Genomic DNA, 16,686 nt, shown 5'->3' with positions numbered 1-16,686 from the left:
ATTGGGTCCGGGGGCTGGATTCGAACCAGCGCCCACCCGGTTAAGAGCCGAGTGTTCTACCGCTGAACTACCCCGGAACAGAGCGCGCATTGTCGACTGGCGATGAAAAGATGTGAAGCTCAATCTTGGGGATTTTGTTGCAGTTTGGTTCTGATCCTTCATCTTTTGAGGAACCGGCGTCATGCTATGCTCAGAACACGCAGACAAGGGTTTCCCAAATGACTAAACCAGCCGCTGACAGTGTTGCAACCGAGGTTCGCAAGCTTGCCAAGGAACATCATGTCACCGCCGACCGTGACAGCATTAGCTGCATGGCGGTCACCATTACGCGCTTGGCGGGCGATGTCGTTGAGCTGGATGGCGTTGAGCAGTTACTCGTCAATCTCAAAAGGAAAGGTGTTCTGAACAAATCGGAGATCATGACATTTCAAGGACGTTATCTTGAGGAAAAGAGGCGGTCCAAAAAGAAGCTGAGCGCATGATGTTCGACCCTTTCGGTGATTTTGATACTAACGGCTATCTTCAAAACTCACTGCGACTGAAAGATCCCCTCGAAGTAAAAGAGTCTGAACATCTTGCCTTCGAAGCGAGTCTCGAAGACGCTCTTGCCTATCTGGCCAAGAGAAAATCCATCGATTACAAAGCAGTCCTCAAGACACACGAGATCCTGTTTTCCGGGTTTTATCACTGGGCTGGTAAAGACAGGAGCGAGCTCGTCCCCCACCTCGCCGTTTTCAAGGGATCAAAAGACGATCCTCGCCACACGATTTTTGAACGTCCCGACCTCATCAGAAGGTCTGTGGAATACGCACTTGAGCTCGCAGCAAACAAAAAACGCTTCAGAGAACGTCCTGGGGAAGTAATGGGCCAGCTCGCATTTGCTCACCCTTTTCTGGACGGCAACGGGCGTACGATCCTGCTCATTTACATGGAATTGTGCTATCGCACGAGGTTCGCCATTGATTGGTCAAATACGAACAAGGACGACTATCTGCGGGCACTGAGTGATGAGATCCAAAACCCGTTCGAAGGCCATCTCGACAACTACCTGAAGCCCTACCTTCTCGATATCTCCAGCCGGGACGAATGGCCGGAAATGATCGGTGGAATAAAAGGTCTGGACGGGCTGGATAAAGAAGGTATCACCTACGACAACCTCGACAACCCAGAGGTACAGCAGCTCTACAAAACGTATAGATCGCAGCGCATCGACTGACTATCACGTTCAAAGGACTTCAATAAATGAGGAAAGGCCTGCTTTTGAGGGCAGGCCTTTTGCATTTATTACAGTGTCTCGATCAACCTTGACGTGCCGTCAGCGCCGCATAGCCATTCATCAAATTGCGGTAGTTCGGAATCCGCTGCGACAACAGGTTGCCCAGCCCTTCAATATCGTTGCGCCAGTCGCGGTGCAGCTCACAGGCCACGGAGAACCAGTTCATCATCTGTGCACCGGCCTGGGTCATGCGGTTCCATGCGGCCTGTTGCACGGTGGTGTTGAAAGTGCCGGAAGCATCGGTCACCACGAACACGTCAAACCCTTCCGCCAGTGCCGACAAGGTCGGGAACGCTACGCATACGTCGGTCACGACACCGGCAATGATGATCTGCTTGCGGCCGGTGGCCTTGATGGCCTTGACGAAGTCTTCGTTGTCCCAGGCGTTGATCTGGCCCGGGCGGGCAATGTACGGCGCATCCGGGAACATTTCCTTGAGTTCCGGCACCAGCGGGCCGTTCGGGCCTTGCTCGAAACTGGTGGTGAGAATGGTCGGCAACTCGAAGAATTTTGCCAGGTCAGCCAATGCCAGCACGTTGTTCTTGAACTCGTTCGGCGAGAAGTCCTGTACCAGCGAAATCAGACCGGTCTGGTGATCGACCAGCAGAACCACGGCGTCGTCTTTGTTCAGGCGGTTGTAGGTTGCAGTGCTCATGTTGAATCCCTTTTTAGTTGTGGAAGTTCGCTTGCGTTCAAGATGGGCACAGATTAATGACTCGCCTGAAGGCGATAAATCACCTGCAAAGCGTTTAACTGTCAACCAAGACGAGACAATCCACTCAATCCGGGGCTCAATCGCACGGTGGTCCCGACCTTCACGCCGATCCTTGTCATAATGTTCGCCAGCAATACGTTCAGAACGACATCCAGGGAAAAGTTGATGCTCGGACGCAACACACAAGCGCCCACGGCGAACGACACGCGTCGCCCCGCCGGCAAAGCGATGAAGGCCGGTTCGACCTTTCGGCTGACCGTCAGCTTCATGCTGGTGGTGGTCGTGGCGTTTCTGGCGGTCGAGAGCTGGCGGACATGGCGTGACTACCGTTCAGTCTTTGCGTCCGCGCGCGATTCGGTGACCAACCTGGCCCGCGCCACGGCCCAGCACGCCGAGGACACGATTCGTCAGGTCGATGTGGTCACCGCCGGGCTGGCCGAGCGCGTCGAAGGTGATGGTCTGCAGAACCTCGATGTCCCGCGCATTCACAAGCTGCTGGTGCAGCAATCGAAAATCATGCCGCAGTTGCACGGCCTGTTCATCTACGGCCCGGACGGCCACTGGATCGTGACCGACAAAGAAGTCACCCCGGAAATGGCCAACAACGCCGACCGCGATTATTTCGAGTACCACCGCACCCATGAGGATCGGCAAGTGCGCATCGGCCAGGTGGTCGAGAGCCGCTCCACCCATGACCTGATCATTCCCATTTCCCGCCGCTTGAACAACCCCGATGGCTCGTTCGCCGGCGTGCTGCTGGGGACGGTCAAGGTCAGTTACTTCGTCGACTATTACGGCGATTTCCGCATCGATGACAAAGGCGCACTGGTGTTGGCCATGCGTGACGGGACGATTCTGGTTCGCCGCCCTTTCATCGCCTCCGTGGTGGGCAAAAGCCTGGCGAACAGCGAGATCTTCAAGACCTACCTGCCCGCCTCCAACGAAGGTATTGCGCAGATCCGGGCGGTGGTCGATGACACTGAGCGGCTTTATGGCTATCGCGCATTGACCACCTATCCGCTGGTGGTGGAAGCCGGCCTGTCGAAAGATTCCATCACTGCGCCATGGCGTCGGGACCTGCTGAAAAACGGCTTCGTGCTGATTTTTCTGATTCTGGTTCTCGCCGGTTTCGGGCTGATCGTACTGAGCCAATTGCGTCAGCGGATCGCGATGGAGCGGGAAATCCGTTCCGCGCATCAGGCCATGCGCGACATGGCACTGACCGACAGCCTCACCGGCCTCGGCAATCGTCGGCGCCTGGACAACGCACTGGCAGACGAGATTCGTCTGGCCCGGCGCCAGGGCTCATCGCTGTCGTTGATCATGCTCGATGTCGACCACTTCAAACGCTACAACGACCGCTATGGCCACGCCGCCGGCGACGACTGCCTGAACGCCGTCGGACGCGCGATCCAGCAAGCGGTCAAACGCCCCGGCGACCTCGCCGTGCGCTACGGTGGCGAAGAATTCACCGTGCTGCTGCCCAACACCGAAAACGCCGGCGCCATCCAGGTCGCCGAGGACATCCTGCAAGCCATCCGCGCGCTGGAACTGGAACACACCGGGCATCCCCTCGGGTACGTCACCGCCAGCGCCGGCATTGCGACCCGTCATCCGGTTGACGACACGGTGACGCCGGCGATGCTGCTGAAGTCGGCGGATACCTGCCTGTATCAGGCGAAGCGGCTGGGGCGTAATCGTTGGTGTTCGGCAGACGAGTCGGTGTGATCGATGGCTGCGGGTGACGGCCAGAGGTACAAGCTCTATTCCACGTCAGTTGCCCGTCAGAATCGAAACTGAACCTCAGCCCCTGAACGCACGCATTATTTCTTCAACCACCGGCCTCGCGTATTTCTCACTGGGATCAGTCCCCGGCGGATCCTCGCTGCGGATCCATTCACCCAGATCAAACGCCTGATAGAGCGAGAAGGCGGGCTCAGGCATATCGTCAGTCATGGCGACCTCAACCACGGCTTTGATGATTCCGTTCATCACACCATCGCAAAATTCATAGTCCAGCGATCTCTCCAGATAACCCTCGGCAATGGTTATGGAGAGTTCGTTCAGCAGATCTCGCGGTGCAATGGAGAACTGCGTGCAAGTGGCGGCGAGATCACTTAGCGTTAAACCGTTGGCTTCGGCTTCCACCAATAACGCGTTGAGTTCGTTGTCCGGTAACACTCTGGGCATGGGGCTCTTCTGGTCAGACGCGAAGGTCGCGGGCAGCTCACTCATAAAACTTTCCCGCCAGCAGAATGGCTGCGCAACGCTGCCATACGTTCGATACCGCACCTTCGTATGAGGAGGATCGGCTGCTCGAGTTCGCCCACGCGGCCGCCGCATCAAGGAACGAGTCAACGGATCCGTTTTCCCACCCTGAGGCGCCTGCCTCATAGGGTGCTGAAGGTGAAAGGCCTTCCAATGATCGCTCGTGGGCAAAATCAGCACCCAGCGCCTTGATGAAGCGAATGAACGAGGCTTCATCGCTGACATGCTCCAACAATTCATCAAGATCCAAAGGTTCAGACATGAGTTTCCAGCCGTGGAATTCGGGAGACGCCATGCTGCGACAGGGCAGCATGGACGGTCAACTTCAAACCCGGGCGATCATGCGTAGCGCTGCTGGAAACCAGGAATGTATTCCTCCCGATTTCCGATCCTCACACAGCACTCCCTGACAAGGACGCGATCCTTTCACTTCACAGCGTCAAGGGTGATCAACGTCTTCGGCTCCAGATACGCACTCATCCCCCACTTGCCCATTTCGCGCCCCAGGCCCGAGTGTTTGAATCCACCAAAAGGAGCGCGCGGTTCGTGAGCCAGGGTGTTGATGAGCACGCGTCCCGAATCGATCTGACGGGCGATGTTCACACAGCGTTCGGGGTTCTGGCCCAGCACCAGGGCGCTCAGCCCATAGTCCGTATCGTTGGCGATGCGGATCGCATCGGCGTCGTCCTCGTAAGGGATGATCGTCAGCACGGGACCGAAGATTTCTTCTCGCGCGATACGCATCTGGTTGTTGGCGTCGGTGAAGATCGTAGGTTTGACGAACCATCCGGCGTGCAGGCCTTCAGGTCGACCTTCGCCACCCGCCAGCAACCTCGCGCCCTCTTCCTGGCCGATACGAATGTAGCGCTGCACTCGGTCCCATTGTTTCTGACTCACCATCGGGCCGATATCGGTGTCGGCGTTGCGCGGATCGCCCGATTGAAACTGTGCGACGCCCTCCTTCGCAGCCTGCTCGAACTCGGCGAGCCGTTTACGCGGAACAAGAATTCGCGTGCCGGCGATGCAGGCCTGGCCACTGTTGAGGAATCCGGCGTGCAGCGCCAGCGGCATGACCGCCTCGAAATCCGCGTCATCGAGCACCACGGTGGGTGACTTGCCGCCGAGTTCCAGGGTCACGCGCTTCAGGGTGTCAGCGCCGGCTCTGACCAGATGCTGACCGACCGCGGACGATCCCGTGAACGAGATCTTGGCCACGTCGGGATGGCGGGCGATCTCTTCGCCAACCACGTCGCCTCGGCCGTTGACGATGTTGAAGACACCCGGTGGCAGCCCCGCTTCGTGCAACGCGCGGAGCACGACCTGCGTCTGCAACGCGCTCATCTCGCTGGGCTTGATGACGGCGGTGCAGCCCGCCGCCAGTGCGGTGGCCAGCTTGTTGCAGATGAAGCCGGCATTGCTGTTCCACGGCGTGATCAGCCCGGTCACGCCCACGGGCGTCAGAATGACCTTGGCCATGCCGGCCTGCTCTTCGAAGTCGAACGCCTCCAGTGCCTCGATCGCTTGCGCAATCACGTCCGCCGGGTACGTCGCCATCCAGCGCCCGCGCACCGCGGGCGAGCCGTACTCCTCAAGGATGGCTTCCAGCAGTTCTTCCTCTCTGGCCGCCACGGCCTTGTGCATGCGTTGCAGGGCGGCGATGCGCTCCTCGCGCGTGGTGCGAGACCAGGCCGGGAACGCAGCCTTGGCGGCGGCGATGGCGCGCTGGGCGTCGAGTGCATCGCCCAACCGGACCTGACCGATGACTTCCTCGGTGCTCGGGTTATGGAGGTCGAACCACTCCTGACCGTGTGGGAGGACGTACTCGCCGTTGATGTAGATGTGTTCAATGCGCTGCATGACAACTCCTCGCTGAAAATGACCCGCTTGAAGCGAGCCTCGATGAAGCGAAGTCTAAGAAGGGTTGATTGTTCCGATAAGCTATCCTTTGGCTGATGAAGCATCCCTATTTTCAGGACAATCTATGCACAGAACAGGAATGACCGAGCTGGAAGTGGTACTGGCCGTCGCCCGGCGCAACAGTTTTCGCGGCGCGGCACAGGAACTGGGCATGTCCACCACGGCGGTGAGCAGCGCGGTGGCCGGCCTCGAAGCGCGCCTGAAGGTGCGTCTGTTCAACCGTTCTACGCGCAGCGTTGCCCTCACCGACATCGGGCAGCGCTATGTGGAGCGCATCGCCCCGGCCCTGGCGCAGATCAAGAGTGCCGGCGAAGAGGCCAGCGTCGGTCTCGACGAACCCAGCGGCACACTGCGCATCAACGCACCGCACGGCGCGGCCTATCTGCTGCTGGAGCCGCTGCTCAATCAGTACGCACGACGTTATCCCGACGTGCGCATCGACGTCGTCAGCGAGGCCAGCATGGTCGACATCATTGCCGGGGGCTTCGACGCCGGGATCCGCCTGGCAGAGTCCGTGCCGCAAGACATGATTGCGGTGGCGCTGTCAGGCGACATCCGCATGCTCATGGTGGCAACGCCGGAGTACCTCGAACGCCACGGCGTGCCCGAACACCCACGGGATCTGCTCACCCACCAGAGCATCGGCATGCGCATGGCCCACGGCGGCCTCTATCACTGGGAGCTGGAACGCGACGGCGAGAAATTGCAGATGGATCTGCCGACGCGCTTCGTGTTCAACGAATTGCTGGCCATCAAACAAGCCGTGGTGCTGGGCCTGGGCATCGGTTTCATTTCCGAATGGTTCATCCAGGAAGAACTGGCCAGCGGCGCACTGGTGCCGGTGCTGATGCCGTGGTGTCCGTCGTTTGGCGGGTTGAGGCTTTATTACTCGGGCCATCGCTTCGTGCCGGCGCGGTTGCGTGCGCTGATTGATCTGGTGCACGAGTTGCGGCCGAGTCCGGTTTGATTCTTGCGATCAATGGAGATGCGCGTTGCAAATGTACGGCGGTCTGGCTTCAAGGCAGAATGGCGCCTCGTTTATTCAAGGAACAGATGAGTGATCAGCAATACATTGAAATCATGGATCGATTGTCGACGGATCTCGTCGTTGCTTTTACTGACAGGCTTGGCGTCGCTCTCTGGCTGTCACCAACTGACCACCGACCAGCGATTAAATGCCTATGCGGAGAGTGGTGGCAAGTCCGCTCCCATGTTCATGACTTCAAAAGAAATCAGGGCCATGGAGGCAAGGAGCTATATCAGGGTCTTGCGTCGAACCTTGAGTAACAGTGTGTTCCTTGCGAATGACAAAGGGATGCAAGGAAGCGTGAAATTACGGATGAAACTCAGTCGTCAAGGAGACGTATTGCTCTGCGAAGCGCAGTCAACTGACCCGGGCGCCCCACCCGACTTCGCCAATCTGGTCACCGATGTGTGCTGGAGCGAGATCTGGTCAACCATCCCGGAAGATCTTCAGAGTCCAGCCGATGGCTCCCTTGAAATCATCGCGCCGTTGATCGCCAAGGACGATGTATCGCCAATTTCGGATTACAGCCTGACACGCCGGAAGGCTGGACTGGAAAGCCGATTTTTCTGGGACAACGTGCTGGCCAGGCACTCAATCAACGCGTTCGGAAGCGCCCACTTTGATTTCACGGCTAACGCAAAGGGCCAAGTCACACGTTGCGATGTGACGCTTGAGAAAAGCTATTCCCGTCCAGAGTCCTTTCACCCGGATACCGCGTTACAAAAGGCACTCGCAGCTCAGTGCTTACAGCTTGATCTGCAACACATGCCCGGGTTTCAGGTAGAAGAGTCCGGAGTAATCAATCGCTCGGTTTTTGTTAAGTACTTCCCGTGGAAAAAACACGTGGGGAAACATCAGGAAAAAGCTCCGGCTACCGATAAGAAAGAGCCCGCCCCGCTCAACACCAGCAAGGAACGCACATGAATTTGTTCAAGAAGCTTCTCGACTCATTGAAACGTCCTTTTAACCAGGACACCCAGGCCTCACCACAAGCCCTTCATCTGCAAGAACTGGTGACTGCCGGCAACCTGAATGAGGCTGAAGCAGCAAACATGGCAGCCAGAACGGCCGGTGCAGCATGTCTGGATCGCTACTGGGGATCTATCGGCACCGTGGAGCGGGATGTCCTTGCCTACATGATCAGCCCGAGTTTTTCCGGCGGTCCTTACTGGCCCTCGACGCGCCAGGCCTATCGAGTCATTCGCCGTGGCGACAACATAATCATCGCCACTGAAGGCCTGTCGGACCCTTTCGATGATGATGCTGAAGGGACGGGCAACGGTTTCGAAATGGAGTTGTTCCTGGAAACCGCCGATATACCCGAGCACGCCCGTGGTCCCTTGGGTGATGTCGCCCCTTTCCAGCGCAGCTGGGCATTCGAGCTGGTGGAGCACATTGCCAAAACGGTGGCAGACGCTGGAGGAATTACCCACCGACTCGACCAGTACGGTGCGCTATCCATCGAAATTCCCGGGTTCAGCCTGTCCAGTCACATGAGCGATCAACTGCCCGCACATTTCGTGACCGAGGACGACTCAACCGGCGTCCTGCTGGGCGCCCCTGAACCGGACTTCCCTACCCGACTGGATGACATGCCTCTATCCCCGGTCAGAATGGTTTCCGTGGTATTGATCACAGCGTCGGAGCTTGAATACATTCGTTCGGGTGGGCGCGCAGCGCGCGATGACCTGGTGAACCGTTTGAAGGCTGCGGGCATCGGGCATATGAGCAGCCTGCAACGTGACAGCGTTGTATGACGGCGGCGACTCAAGCGTCGAAACCGTAGATATCAAGCTTGAGCGCGATGGCTCCATCAATATCAGGCGCATTGGATCTTTTCTTGAGGATCCGTGGCTCTAGACTGGCTCCCTTCCCACAATTCAACTGGTCAGGAACCCATTCAAATGCGCGACTTCGACTGCCAACCCGTTTTATGCGGGAGCACGCTGAGACTCAGGCCTCTGACCGAAAACGATTTTGAAGGCCTGTTTCTGGCGGCCTCGGACCCGCAGATCTGGGCAGGCCATCCCGCCAGCGACCGCCATGAGCGGCCGGTATTCGAAACGTACTTCGCCGCGCGGCTGGCCACCGGTAAAACCCTGGCCGTCATCGATATCGACTCGGGGCTGATCGTGGGCATGTCGAGTTATTACACACCGCCCGACCTGCCGGACAGTATCGCCATCGGGTACACCTTTCTGGTGCGGGCGAAATGGGGTGGCGAGACCAATCGCGAACTTAAGCAACTGATGCTGGAACACGCCTTCAAGGCGTACGACACGGTCTATCTCCACATCGCCCCGTCGAACATCCGCTCGCAGAAAGCCGCCATGAAGATCGGTGCGGTGCACTTGTATGATGCCGAGCTGAAGCTGTCCACGACACCGGCCTGGTGCAAGTGTTACGGGCTGACCAGGGAGCAATGGGCTACAAGCCAGCCAGAAAATCAGAGATGACGGCCACAATCTTCCTTCACGCCGCCGTCCCAAACACAGCCCTCGCAAAATCCACGAAGCTTCGCAGCTTGGGCGTCAACCGAGGGTCCGGTGCGTACAGAAGATTCATCGGTGAGACCGGGACGTTGTAGTCCGGCAGCAGCCCGACCAGCGTTCCGCTTCTCAGCGCATCCTTGACCAGCTCCAACGGCAACAGCACCACACCCAGTCCGGCGACTGCTGCCGACAGCAACGGGTCCGCCTGATTGATCGTCAATCTGCTTTTAATCGGCACGTCGATGCAACCGTCCGGTCCTTCCAGACGAATGTGGGAACGACCGTCGGAATAGGCGAACGCCAGGCATTCATGTTCCTGCAGATCCAGCGGGGTCGTGATCGGAGGACGCCTGGCCAGATAGGCAGGCGCCGCGCACAGCACCATTTGATATGGCTTCAAAGGCAATGCCTTCAGGCCGCTGTCAGACAGTTCACCGATTCGAAACACCACGTCATACCCGCCCTCCAGCAGGTCAACGAGTTCGTTGGACAAGGTCAGATCCACCGACACCTGCGGATACCTGACCATGTACTCCAGCAGGCGAGGCGCCAGCGTGCTGACGCCAAAGGTGACCGGTGCGTTGATTCTGAGCCGACCACTGGGCACGCCTCGGGTCATCGCGGCCATTTCTTCGGCGGCGTCCATATCGGCCAGGATCAGCTTCGCCCGTTGATAGAACGTGCGGCCGAAGTCGGTCAGGCTCTGTTTGCGGGTCGTGCGATTGAGCAGCGAGACACCCAGATGTTGCTCGAGCATCTTGACCTGTTTGCCGACCAGTTGCGGGGACAGATTGAGCTCATCGGCCACCGCGCTGAAGGAGCCAAGCTCCACCGCTTTGACGAAGACGGCCATCAATGTGAGGCGATCCATTGGAAACCCTGTGTTTCTAGTGTTGCGCTATCGTAGGTCTTTATCCGGCCCGGGCCAAAGCCTAAATTGGCGGCCATGGAAACAACGCGCACAACGGCAACAGGCGCGTTTTTTTTACTCGAACTAAGGCTGGCCACACCGGCCTCATTGATCACAGAAGAGGTAACCATGGCACGCATTGTCAGAATTCATGAATACGGCGACGCAAGCGTTTTGAAACTGGAATCGGTCGATGTACCGGCGCCGGCATCCGGCGAGGTGCAAATCGAGGTCAAGGCTTTCGGGTTGAATCGGGCCGAGGTCATGTTCCGCAATCACGCCTACCTGCAGGAAGCACAATTTCCCAGCCGCCTCGGTTATGAAGCGGCCGGGGTGGTGGTTGCCGTCGGTGCCGGTGTCAGCGAGTTCAAGGTCGGCGATGCAGTCAGCCTGATTCCGCCGCTGGACATCGCCAAATGGGGCACCTACGGCGAACTGGCCAACGTGCCCGCCGAGCTGACGGTCAAACACCCGTCGAACCTGTCCTTCGAACAGGCTGCTGCCTCCTGGATGCAATACGTCACCGCGTGGGGCGCGCTGGTCGAACAGGCCAGACTGACGAAGAACGATTTTGTGCTGGTCACAGCCGCCTCCAGCAGCGTCGGCCTGGCAGCCTTCCAGATTGCCCGAATGGTCGGCGCGACTTCGATTGCCGTGACCCGCACCCGCGCGAAGAAGCAAGCCTTGCTGGATGCCGGCGCCGCGCACGTCATCGTCAGCGATGAAGAGGATATCGTCGCCGCCGTCATGGCCCTGACCGATGGCCAGGGTGCGCGCGTGGTGTTCGATCCGATCGGCGGCCCCGGGTTCGAACAGCTCACCCAGAGCATGGCCAGGGGCGGCATTCTGCTCGAGTACGGCGCATTGAGCCCGGAACCCACGCCGTTCCCGCTGTTCACCGTGCTGGGTAAAAGCCTGACGCTCAAGGGCTATCTTTACGCAGAGATCGTCGCGGATCCTGCGGCGCTGGCCCGAGCCAAGGCGTTCATCGGCGATGGCCTCGCATCAGGCGCGCTGAAGCCGATCATCGCGAAGACGTTCGCCCTTGAGGATATTCAGGAAGCGCATCGCTTTCTTGAGGCCAATCAGCAGGTCGGAAAGATTGTGGTGACTGTTTAAATCACGATGTCGCCGCGGCCCGATGCATCGCGTCGGGCCTCCGGCCTATATGCCTCCGCCCCGCTACAGCAGCAGTCCGGCTACCTGTACGGGCGTCATCTTCGTCACCATCATCAAGACGATCACGAACATCCCCAGAAAACCGGCCACCCCCATCCAGAACCATTTCCGGTAGACCGAGCGGTACTCATCCGCGAGCCCTCCCCCGGTTTCGATCGCATTCGAAGCCATCACGTACAAACGCTTCTGCAGCACCAGCACCGGCAGCCAGAGCGAACCCACGCAAAGAAAGATGATCAACGAGGTCAGCACCCATTCCGTGGTCAACGGCAGGCCGGCCAGCCTGATCAGCCCATAGCCCGATGCGATCTGAATGAAGCCTGCCGGGGTGGTGATCCATGCGTCGAAGCGCACGACCATTTTCGCCACGTGAGCGATCACCTGAGGGTTGGCGGTGCGGCTGGCTGCGATCAGATACAGGTAGGACCCCATGCCGAATCCGAACAGGAAAACCGCGGCAATCACATGGATGTATTTGAGGCACAGATAAAGCATGGTCAGCGCTGCCCGTCAGAGAAATGCACGGACAGGCTGAGGTTTTCAGGGTCGTTGATTGCGGCCATGTATTCGTCGACGGTGATTTCGCCCACGCAAGGCCGGGCGCCGGGTTCAGGTACATAGCCTTGGGCCATTTTGGTGGCTAGGGCAACAGCGGCGCAGCTCGGGATTTCCGGGCCCTTGTCATTCCATGCCGTCAACTGAGCGGTCATGGACAGCGGTTGTCCTTCAACCCCGAGCCCCTGCACGTCGATGTACATCGCACTTTTGCCATCGCCGAATCGTTCAAAGCGGGTACCCAGGCGATGCAGGCGCGCAGCCCAGGGCGCATGGTCCCGAATCAGCCCCATCTTCTGGGCCTGGGCGAACAGGGCATTGGCGACACCACCGAGTTTCAAACCCGCACCCGCCTTGAAGCTCAAGGTCCGGGCACCGTAACGACCGGCGAAGATGTCCATGTCCGGCACGTCGACGTTAGCCAGCAAGCGGGTGCCCAGGTGCGGCATTTTGCGAAGCGTCAGATCCTGCCAGCCCGGGACCTCGTGAACCCGGCCATCCTTGAGCTGCTTGATCGGCTTGCCCGCGTAGGCAAGCACACCTTCGACAGTCGACAGCCCCGGCATCTTCGCGGAAGAGGAAATGCCATGCTCGATCGAATCTATGCGCTGAAAGCGATAGCGCTGCTGATCGATGATGGCCGAAGACAGGGTCGGCACCGAACTGCAACCACTGAGAATCGCCACGCCCGCTGCTTTCGCGCGCGCATCGAGTACGCCGATACCGTTGACGAAGGTTCGGCAGTCAGACAGATCGCAATAGTTCACACCGGCCTCGATGCAGCTTTCGGCTACCGCATAGGACTGCCCCTGAAACGGGCCTCCGGTGTGAATGACCAATTCAATCCCCATCGAGCCCAATGCGGATTGGAACCCGGGCCCCATGGCATCGCCGCACCAACTTGCGCAGGCTTTTCCGGAAGCGGCTTGCAACGCCTCGACCTTGCGCAGCAACTTGTGCGGATCACGACCCGAGATCGCCAGATCAACATCAGGCATCGACGCCAGATGCCGGCAGACGATGCTGCCGAAGTTTCCATACCCACCGACCACCAACACCTTGAACGCCATGCAACGCTTCCCTAACGATTCGATCGTACAGCCAACTTGCCCGAGACAGGATTCGCGGGAGCTTCCCTGATATCGTCGGGTCAGGCAAGAAATACGACTGAATCCGCTTTGATTGAACACCCGGAGCCTGCACAATTGCCGGCTTTTTTCGACAGGACGTCCCCATGCAACGGATCGTGATTCTGGGCAACGCCGGCAGCGGCAAATCCACCCTCGCCCGCACCCTCGGCCGGCGCCTGAACCTTCCCGTGGTTCACCTGGACACCTTGTTCTGGGAACCAGGCTGGGTCGAGCCCGACGCGGAGCAGTTCCGCACACGGGTCCGCGAAGCAATCAAAGCAGATTCATGGGTGTGTGAAGGCAACTATGCCCGGCGAACCTTCGATCTGCGCCTGCCCCGTGCCGACCTGATTATCTGGCTCGATACGCCGCGACTCACCTGCTTCGCCCGCGTAATTCGGCGCAGCATCATGAACCGCCCTCGCCCGGATCTCGCGACAGGCTGCAGAGAGAAAATCGACAGAAAATTCCTGACGTTTCTGAAGTTCGTATGGACCTTTGACCGGGATTACCGCCCGGGTATCGATAACGTACGTCAATCAATCGGGCCAGACATCCCGGTAGTGCGTCTGCGTGGCAAACGGCAGGTTTCGACCTTTCTCGACAGGCTTTGCACCACACCTCAAGTCAGCCAGAAGCAGACGCCCGCGCAAAACACTCAACGCTAAAAGGCGGGGTTCCAAAAGCGGTCTACGCTCAGAATAAATGGGGACAATAAATGTGAATAAATGGGGACAGATTTATTTTTTGATAATAAATCAGTCCCCATTGAATCATCCATCCAGCCTCTTGTTATTGATCTTATCCAGCGCTTCAAGGATGGCTGGTTCACGCTCCTTCAGCAGGGCCTGGAAGGTATTTTCGACGGTGTCTTCAGCGTCGAAAATCTTGTCCAGAAAGGCGCGGCCCTCAGGCGTGTTATTCAAAATATCTTTGCTCTGCGCGGGGTTATCGTGGGCACGAATCGCTGCATTGAGTTCATCCGGCTGCAAGTGAGCCGCCAGGGTATCGATCCGCAGGTTTCTGATCTCGTCGAAGGGAACCTTGTCTTCCACAACCTCGCGGATTTCTTCGTCCATCACCGCCATGTAACGTGGCGAGTAATCTCGCATTACGGTTTCCACCACCTCATCGTAATGTTCCTTGAAGGCGCCGCTGATATCGACCAGTTCCGTGGCCTTGTCCTTGCTTCCTCCACAGGCGGTCAGTGACGTTGCAAGCAACAAAACCAACGCAGCCGTTCTCATACCCATGAGACTTTGTCCTTGTTCAATTTGTGGAAGCCGATTGCCTGGTGCAGGTTCGTAAGGCTGCGTTCCATGACAAACCTGCAGAACTGCAGGGGGCGCAATTCTAAACAAAATGGGGACAGATTTATTTGTTGATAATAAATCTGTCCCCATTGAATCACTGCCGCTCGCCATACTCCGGCAACTCGATAGCATCGGCCTTCGGCGAAAGGATTTTCCCGAACAGGCGCCTGAACCCCGGTGCACTCGCCAGCCTCAACACCGCGTGGCCCAAGGCAATGCCAAGGCGCGAATGCGGCGAGGCCAGTCTGGGGGCGAATCCGGGCACGCTTTGCGCCTGGGCGACGAAGGGCCGCATCCGTTTTTCATAGGCCGCGAACGCCTGGGTATGGTCGGCATGACGCCCCAGTTCACCGGCCAGCACATAGGCGCCACACAGCCCCAGGCTGGTACCCATGCCGCTGATGGGCGATGCGCAATAAGCCGCGTCCCCGACCAGTGCAATGCGCCCCTTGGACCAGCGGGACATTTTGACCTGCCCCACTGCGTCCAGATAAAGATCGGTGGCATCTTCCAATGCAGCCAGCACGCGAGGTGTCTCCCAACCGGCGTCGGCGAATATTTGCCTGAGCAAGGATTTCTGTTCGTCCTGCGCGAGTTTTTCGTATCCACACGGTGCCTGCTGAAAAGACAGAAACGCGCGGGTGGTGCCCAGATTGTCCGGCCGCAAGCAGACACAGCGACCACCCGGAAGGTTATGCCAGCGCATGACCTGGCCATCGCTCGGCTGTCGAGGCACGGTAAAGTAAGCCGTATACAGATTGAGAGGACGACGCTGGACCTCGTTGCCGAACACTCGGTTGCGGGTCGTCGAACCAATCCCTTCCGCCACGATCACCAGATCGTAAACCTGCTCGCTACCCTGTTCGAAGCGAACGTGAACCTGCTCGCCATCGTCTTCCATGGCTTCAACACTATCGCCGAATCGGTACAGGACACGGTCCTGGCTGTGCTGGATCAGCAGTTTGGCGAGTTCGCCCCGCAGAATCTCCAGTTCGGCAATCGGCCCCTCCCCGTCGAACGCATCGACTCCCAGAAACGCCTTGGTCCGGTTGTTCTGGTCAACGAAGGCGATGCCCTGTTCCTGGGTCGTGTTCGCCCGAATCAAACCTTCCAGGCCCATGCGCCGGACGACCTCACGCCCGGCGCCCCGCACGTCAATCGTCTGTCCGCCATCACGAAACGCAGGCGCCCTCTCCACCACTGTGACGTCCATGCCCTGCCGAGACAGCCAATAGGCCAGCGCAGGTCCGGCGATGCTTGCGCCAGTCACCAGTACTTTTTTGGGATTCATCACGCGCCCCGGTTTTCAGACATGGCCACAGCGCTGCCCGGCAACGTGGTGCGGTAGACCTCGATCACTTGACCCAGGAAGGCTTCAACCACGGCGCGATCCTCGCCATCGAGGGCTCCGAGCACGGCGCTCAGGCCATCGAGCATCGGCGCGATATGCCGATAGGCCTGCGCCACCGATTCCGGAACCGGACACACCAGCACCCGGCGCTTGTCATTGATTTGCCGCTCGCGGACCACATGCCCGGCACGCTCCAGTCGATCGATGACCTGCGTGATGCCCGCTGTGGTCACTGAGAGCCGCACCGCGAGCTCGGTCGGCGGCAGAGGTCCATCCGCGATCAGATGTTCCAGCGCCGCGACATCGGTCTGATTGATACCCAGAACCGCGCCCAGATGGCTGGCGGCCTTGCGCGTGAGGATGGCGATCTGTTGCAACTGCTGGCCGACGACATCACTGGCGATCTGCAGGTTGCGGGGATCTTCGGAAGGATCGGGCGGTGATGAAGGCGATGTCATGTGTAGGGTCAGTCCCGGCGGTCGTGGTGAGGACGCGAAACTAACATATAGCTAATTTGCTTAGCTACCTTTCTGGACTGAAGGCAAAAAAAGGG

Annotated in this window: 19 protein-coding genes and 1 tRNA gene; 9 read left to right on the top strand and 11 right to left on the bottom strand. The window is 58.6% G+C overall.

Going from position 1 to position 16,686, the window contains the following annotated elements:
* Positions 1–2: 2 nt before the first annotated feature.
* Positions 3–77: transfer RNA gene (locus DLD99_RS12270), tRNA-Lys, on the bottom strand.
* Positions 78–218: 141 nt separating this feature from the next.
* Between DLD99_RS12270 and DLD99_RS12265 the strand changes: the two genes are divergently transcribed.
* A complete protein-coding gene (locus DLD99_RS12265) occupies positions 219–482 on the top strand; it encodes a hypothetical protein (RefSeq protein WP_114882397.1) in 264 nt (87 codons plus the stop codon).
* Entirely contained in the window at positions 479–1,216 is a 738-nt protein-coding gene (locus DLD99_RS12260) for a Fic family protein (protein ID WP_114882396.1), read from the top strand. The genes DLD99_RS12265 and DLD99_RS12260 overlap by 4 nt, the downstream gene beginning before the upstream one ends.
* Before the next feature lie 82 nt (positions 1,217–1,298).
* Here the strand turns inward: DLD99_RS12260 and ycaC are convergent, their stop codons facing one another.
* On the bottom strand, positions 1,299–1,931 hold the full coding sequence (gene ycaC, locus DLD99_RS12255) for an isochorismate family cysteine hydrolase YcaC (RefSeq protein WP_085708478.1): 633 nt from the start codon (positions 1,929–1,931) through the stop codon (positions 1,299–1,301).
* Between the two features lie 225 nt (positions 1,932–2,156).
* Between ycaC and DLD99_RS12250 the strand changes: the two genes are divergently transcribed.
* Positions 2,157–3,719 (top strand): sensor domain-containing diguanylate cyclase, encoded by a 1,563-nt coding sequence (locus DLD99_RS12250; protein ID WP_114882395.1) that lies wholly within the window; start codon positions 2,157–2,159, stop codon positions 3,717–3,719.
* 75 nt (positions 3,720–3,794) lie between these two features.
* Here the strand turns inward: DLD99_RS12250 and DLD99_RS12245 are convergent, their stop codons facing one another.
* The 3 genes from DLD99_RS12245 to DLD99_RS12235 form a co-directional block, all read right to left on the bottom strand.
* Positions 3,795–4,226 (bottom strand): hypothetical protein, encoded by a 432-nt coding sequence (locus DLD99_RS12245; RefSeq protein ID WP_114882394.1) that lies wholly within the window; start codon positions 4,224–4,226, stop codon positions 3,795–3,797.
* Positions 4,219–4,521 carry a DUF7660 family protein gene (locus DLD99_RS12240; protein WP_114882393.1) on the bottom strand — a complete coding sequence of 101 codons (303 nt, stop codon included), beginning with the start codon at positions 4,519–4,521 and terminating at the stop codon, positions 4,219–4,221. The genes DLD99_RS12245 and DLD99_RS12240 overlap by 8 nt, the downstream gene beginning before the upstream one ends.
* Before the next feature lie 164 nt (positions 4,522–4,685).
* Positions 4,686–6,116, bottom strand: a complete 1,431-nt coding sequence (locus DLD99_RS12235) for an aldehyde dehydrogenase family protein (protein ID WP_114882392.1) — start codon at positions 6,114–6,116, stop codon at positions 4,686–4,688.
* A 124-nt stretch (positions 6,117–6,240) separates the two neighbouring features.
* Between DLD99_RS12235 and DLD99_RS12230 the strand changes: the two genes are divergently transcribed.
* The 4 genes from DLD99_RS12230 to DLD99_RS12215 all read left to right on the top strand — a co-directional run bounded on the left by DLD99_RS12230 (position 6,241) and on the right by DLD99_RS12215 (position 9,659).
* Positions 6,241–7,143: a LysR family transcriptional regulator gene (locus DLD99_RS12230; RefSeq protein ID WP_167443770.1), complete on the top strand. Its 903-nt coding sequence runs from the start codon at positions 6,241–6,243 to the stop codon at positions 7,141–7,143.
* 90 nt (positions 7,144–7,233) lie between these two features.
* A complete protein-coding gene (locus DLD99_RS12225; protein WP_114882390.1) occupies positions 7,234–8,127 on the top strand; it encodes a hypothetical protein in 894 nt (297 codons plus the stop codon).
* Complete coding sequence (locus DLD99_RS12220) at positions 8,124–8,960, top strand: suppressor of fused domain protein (protein WP_114882389.1); 837 nt, start codon at positions 8,124–8,126, stop codon at positions 8,958–8,960. The genes DLD99_RS12225 and DLD99_RS12220 overlap by 4 nt, the downstream gene beginning before the upstream one ends.
* A gap of 147 nt (positions 8,961–9,107) precedes the next feature.
* Positions 9,108–9,659, top strand: a complete 552-nt coding sequence (locus DLD99_RS12215) for a GNAT family N-acetyltransferase (RefSeq protein WP_114882388.1) — start codon at positions 9,108–9,110, stop codon at positions 9,657–9,659.
* 16 nt (positions 9,660–9,675) lie between these two features.
* Here DLD99_RS12215 and DLD99_RS12210 read toward each other — a convergent pair whose 3' ends face one another.
* Positions 9,676–10,566, bottom strand: coding sequence for a LysR family transcriptional regulator (locus DLD99_RS12210; protein ID WP_114882387.1), 891 nt, complete (start codon positions 10,564–10,566; stop codon positions 9,676–9,678).
* 168 nt (positions 10,567–10,734) lie between these two features.
* On the opposite strand from DLD99_RS12210, the gene DLD99_RS12205 reads away from it, so the two are divergent.
* Positions 10,735–11,724: a zinc-dependent alcohol dehydrogenase family protein gene (locus DLD99_RS12205; RefSeq protein ID WP_114882386.1), complete on the top strand. Its 990-nt coding sequence runs from the start codon at positions 10,735–10,737 to the stop codon at positions 11,722–11,724.
* A 63-nt stretch (positions 11,725–11,787) separates the two neighbouring features.
* Here DLD99_RS12205 and DLD99_RS12200 read toward each other — a convergent pair whose 3' ends face one another.
* A complete protein-coding gene (locus tag DLD99_RS12200; RefSeq protein ID WP_114882385.1) occupies positions 11,788–12,279 on the bottom strand; it encodes a DUF2269 family protein in 492 nt (163 codons plus the stop codon).
* A 2-nt stretch (positions 12,280–12,281) separates the two neighbouring features.
* Entirely contained in the window at positions 12,282–13,409 is a 1,128-nt protein-coding gene (locus tag DLD99_RS12195; protein WP_114882384.1) for a saccharopine dehydrogenase family protein, read from the bottom strand.
* A gap of 164 nt (positions 13,410–13,573) precedes the next feature.
* Between DLD99_RS12195 and DLD99_RS12190 the strand changes: the two genes are divergently transcribed.
* Positions 13,574–14,137 carry an AAA family ATPase gene (locus tag DLD99_RS12190; RefSeq protein ID WP_114882383.1) on the top strand — a complete coding sequence of 188 codons (564 nt, stop codon included), beginning with the start codon at positions 13,574–13,576 and terminating at the stop codon, positions 14,135–14,137.
* Between the two features lie 105 nt (positions 14,138–14,242).
* On the opposite strand, the gene DLD99_RS12185 is transcribed toward DLD99_RS12190, so the two are convergent.
* The 3 genes from DLD99_RS12185 to DLD99_RS12175 form a co-directional block, all read right to left on the bottom strand.
* Complete coding sequence (locus tag DLD99_RS12185; protein WP_114882382.1) at positions 14,243–14,722, bottom strand: hypothetical protein; 480 nt, start codon at positions 14,720–14,722, stop codon at positions 14,243–14,245.
* Between the two features lie 154 nt (positions 14,723–14,876).
* Complete coding sequence (locus tag DLD99_RS12180) at positions 14,877–16,073, bottom strand: FAD-dependent monooxygenase (RefSeq protein ID WP_114882381.1); 1,197 nt, start codon at positions 16,071–16,073, stop codon at positions 14,877–14,879.
* Entirely contained in the window at positions 16,073–16,591 is a 519-nt protein-coding gene (locus tag DLD99_RS12175; RefSeq protein ID WP_114882380.1) for a MarR family winged helix-turn-helix transcriptional regulator, read from the bottom strand. The genes DLD99_RS12180 and DLD99_RS12175 overlap by 1 nt, the downstream gene beginning before the upstream one ends.
* Positions 16,592–16,686 lie beyond the last annotated feature (95 nt).

The organism is Pseudomonas kribbensis, assembly GCF_003352185.1.
GTDB classification, from domain to species: domain Bacteria; phylum Pseudomonadota; class Gammaproteobacteria; order Pseudomonadales; family Pseudomonadaceae; genus Aquipseudomonas; species Aquipseudomonas kribbensis.
The sequence above is the reverse complement of the archived record's forward strand: the minus strand, read 5'-3'. Positions and strand labels throughout refer to the sequence as shown.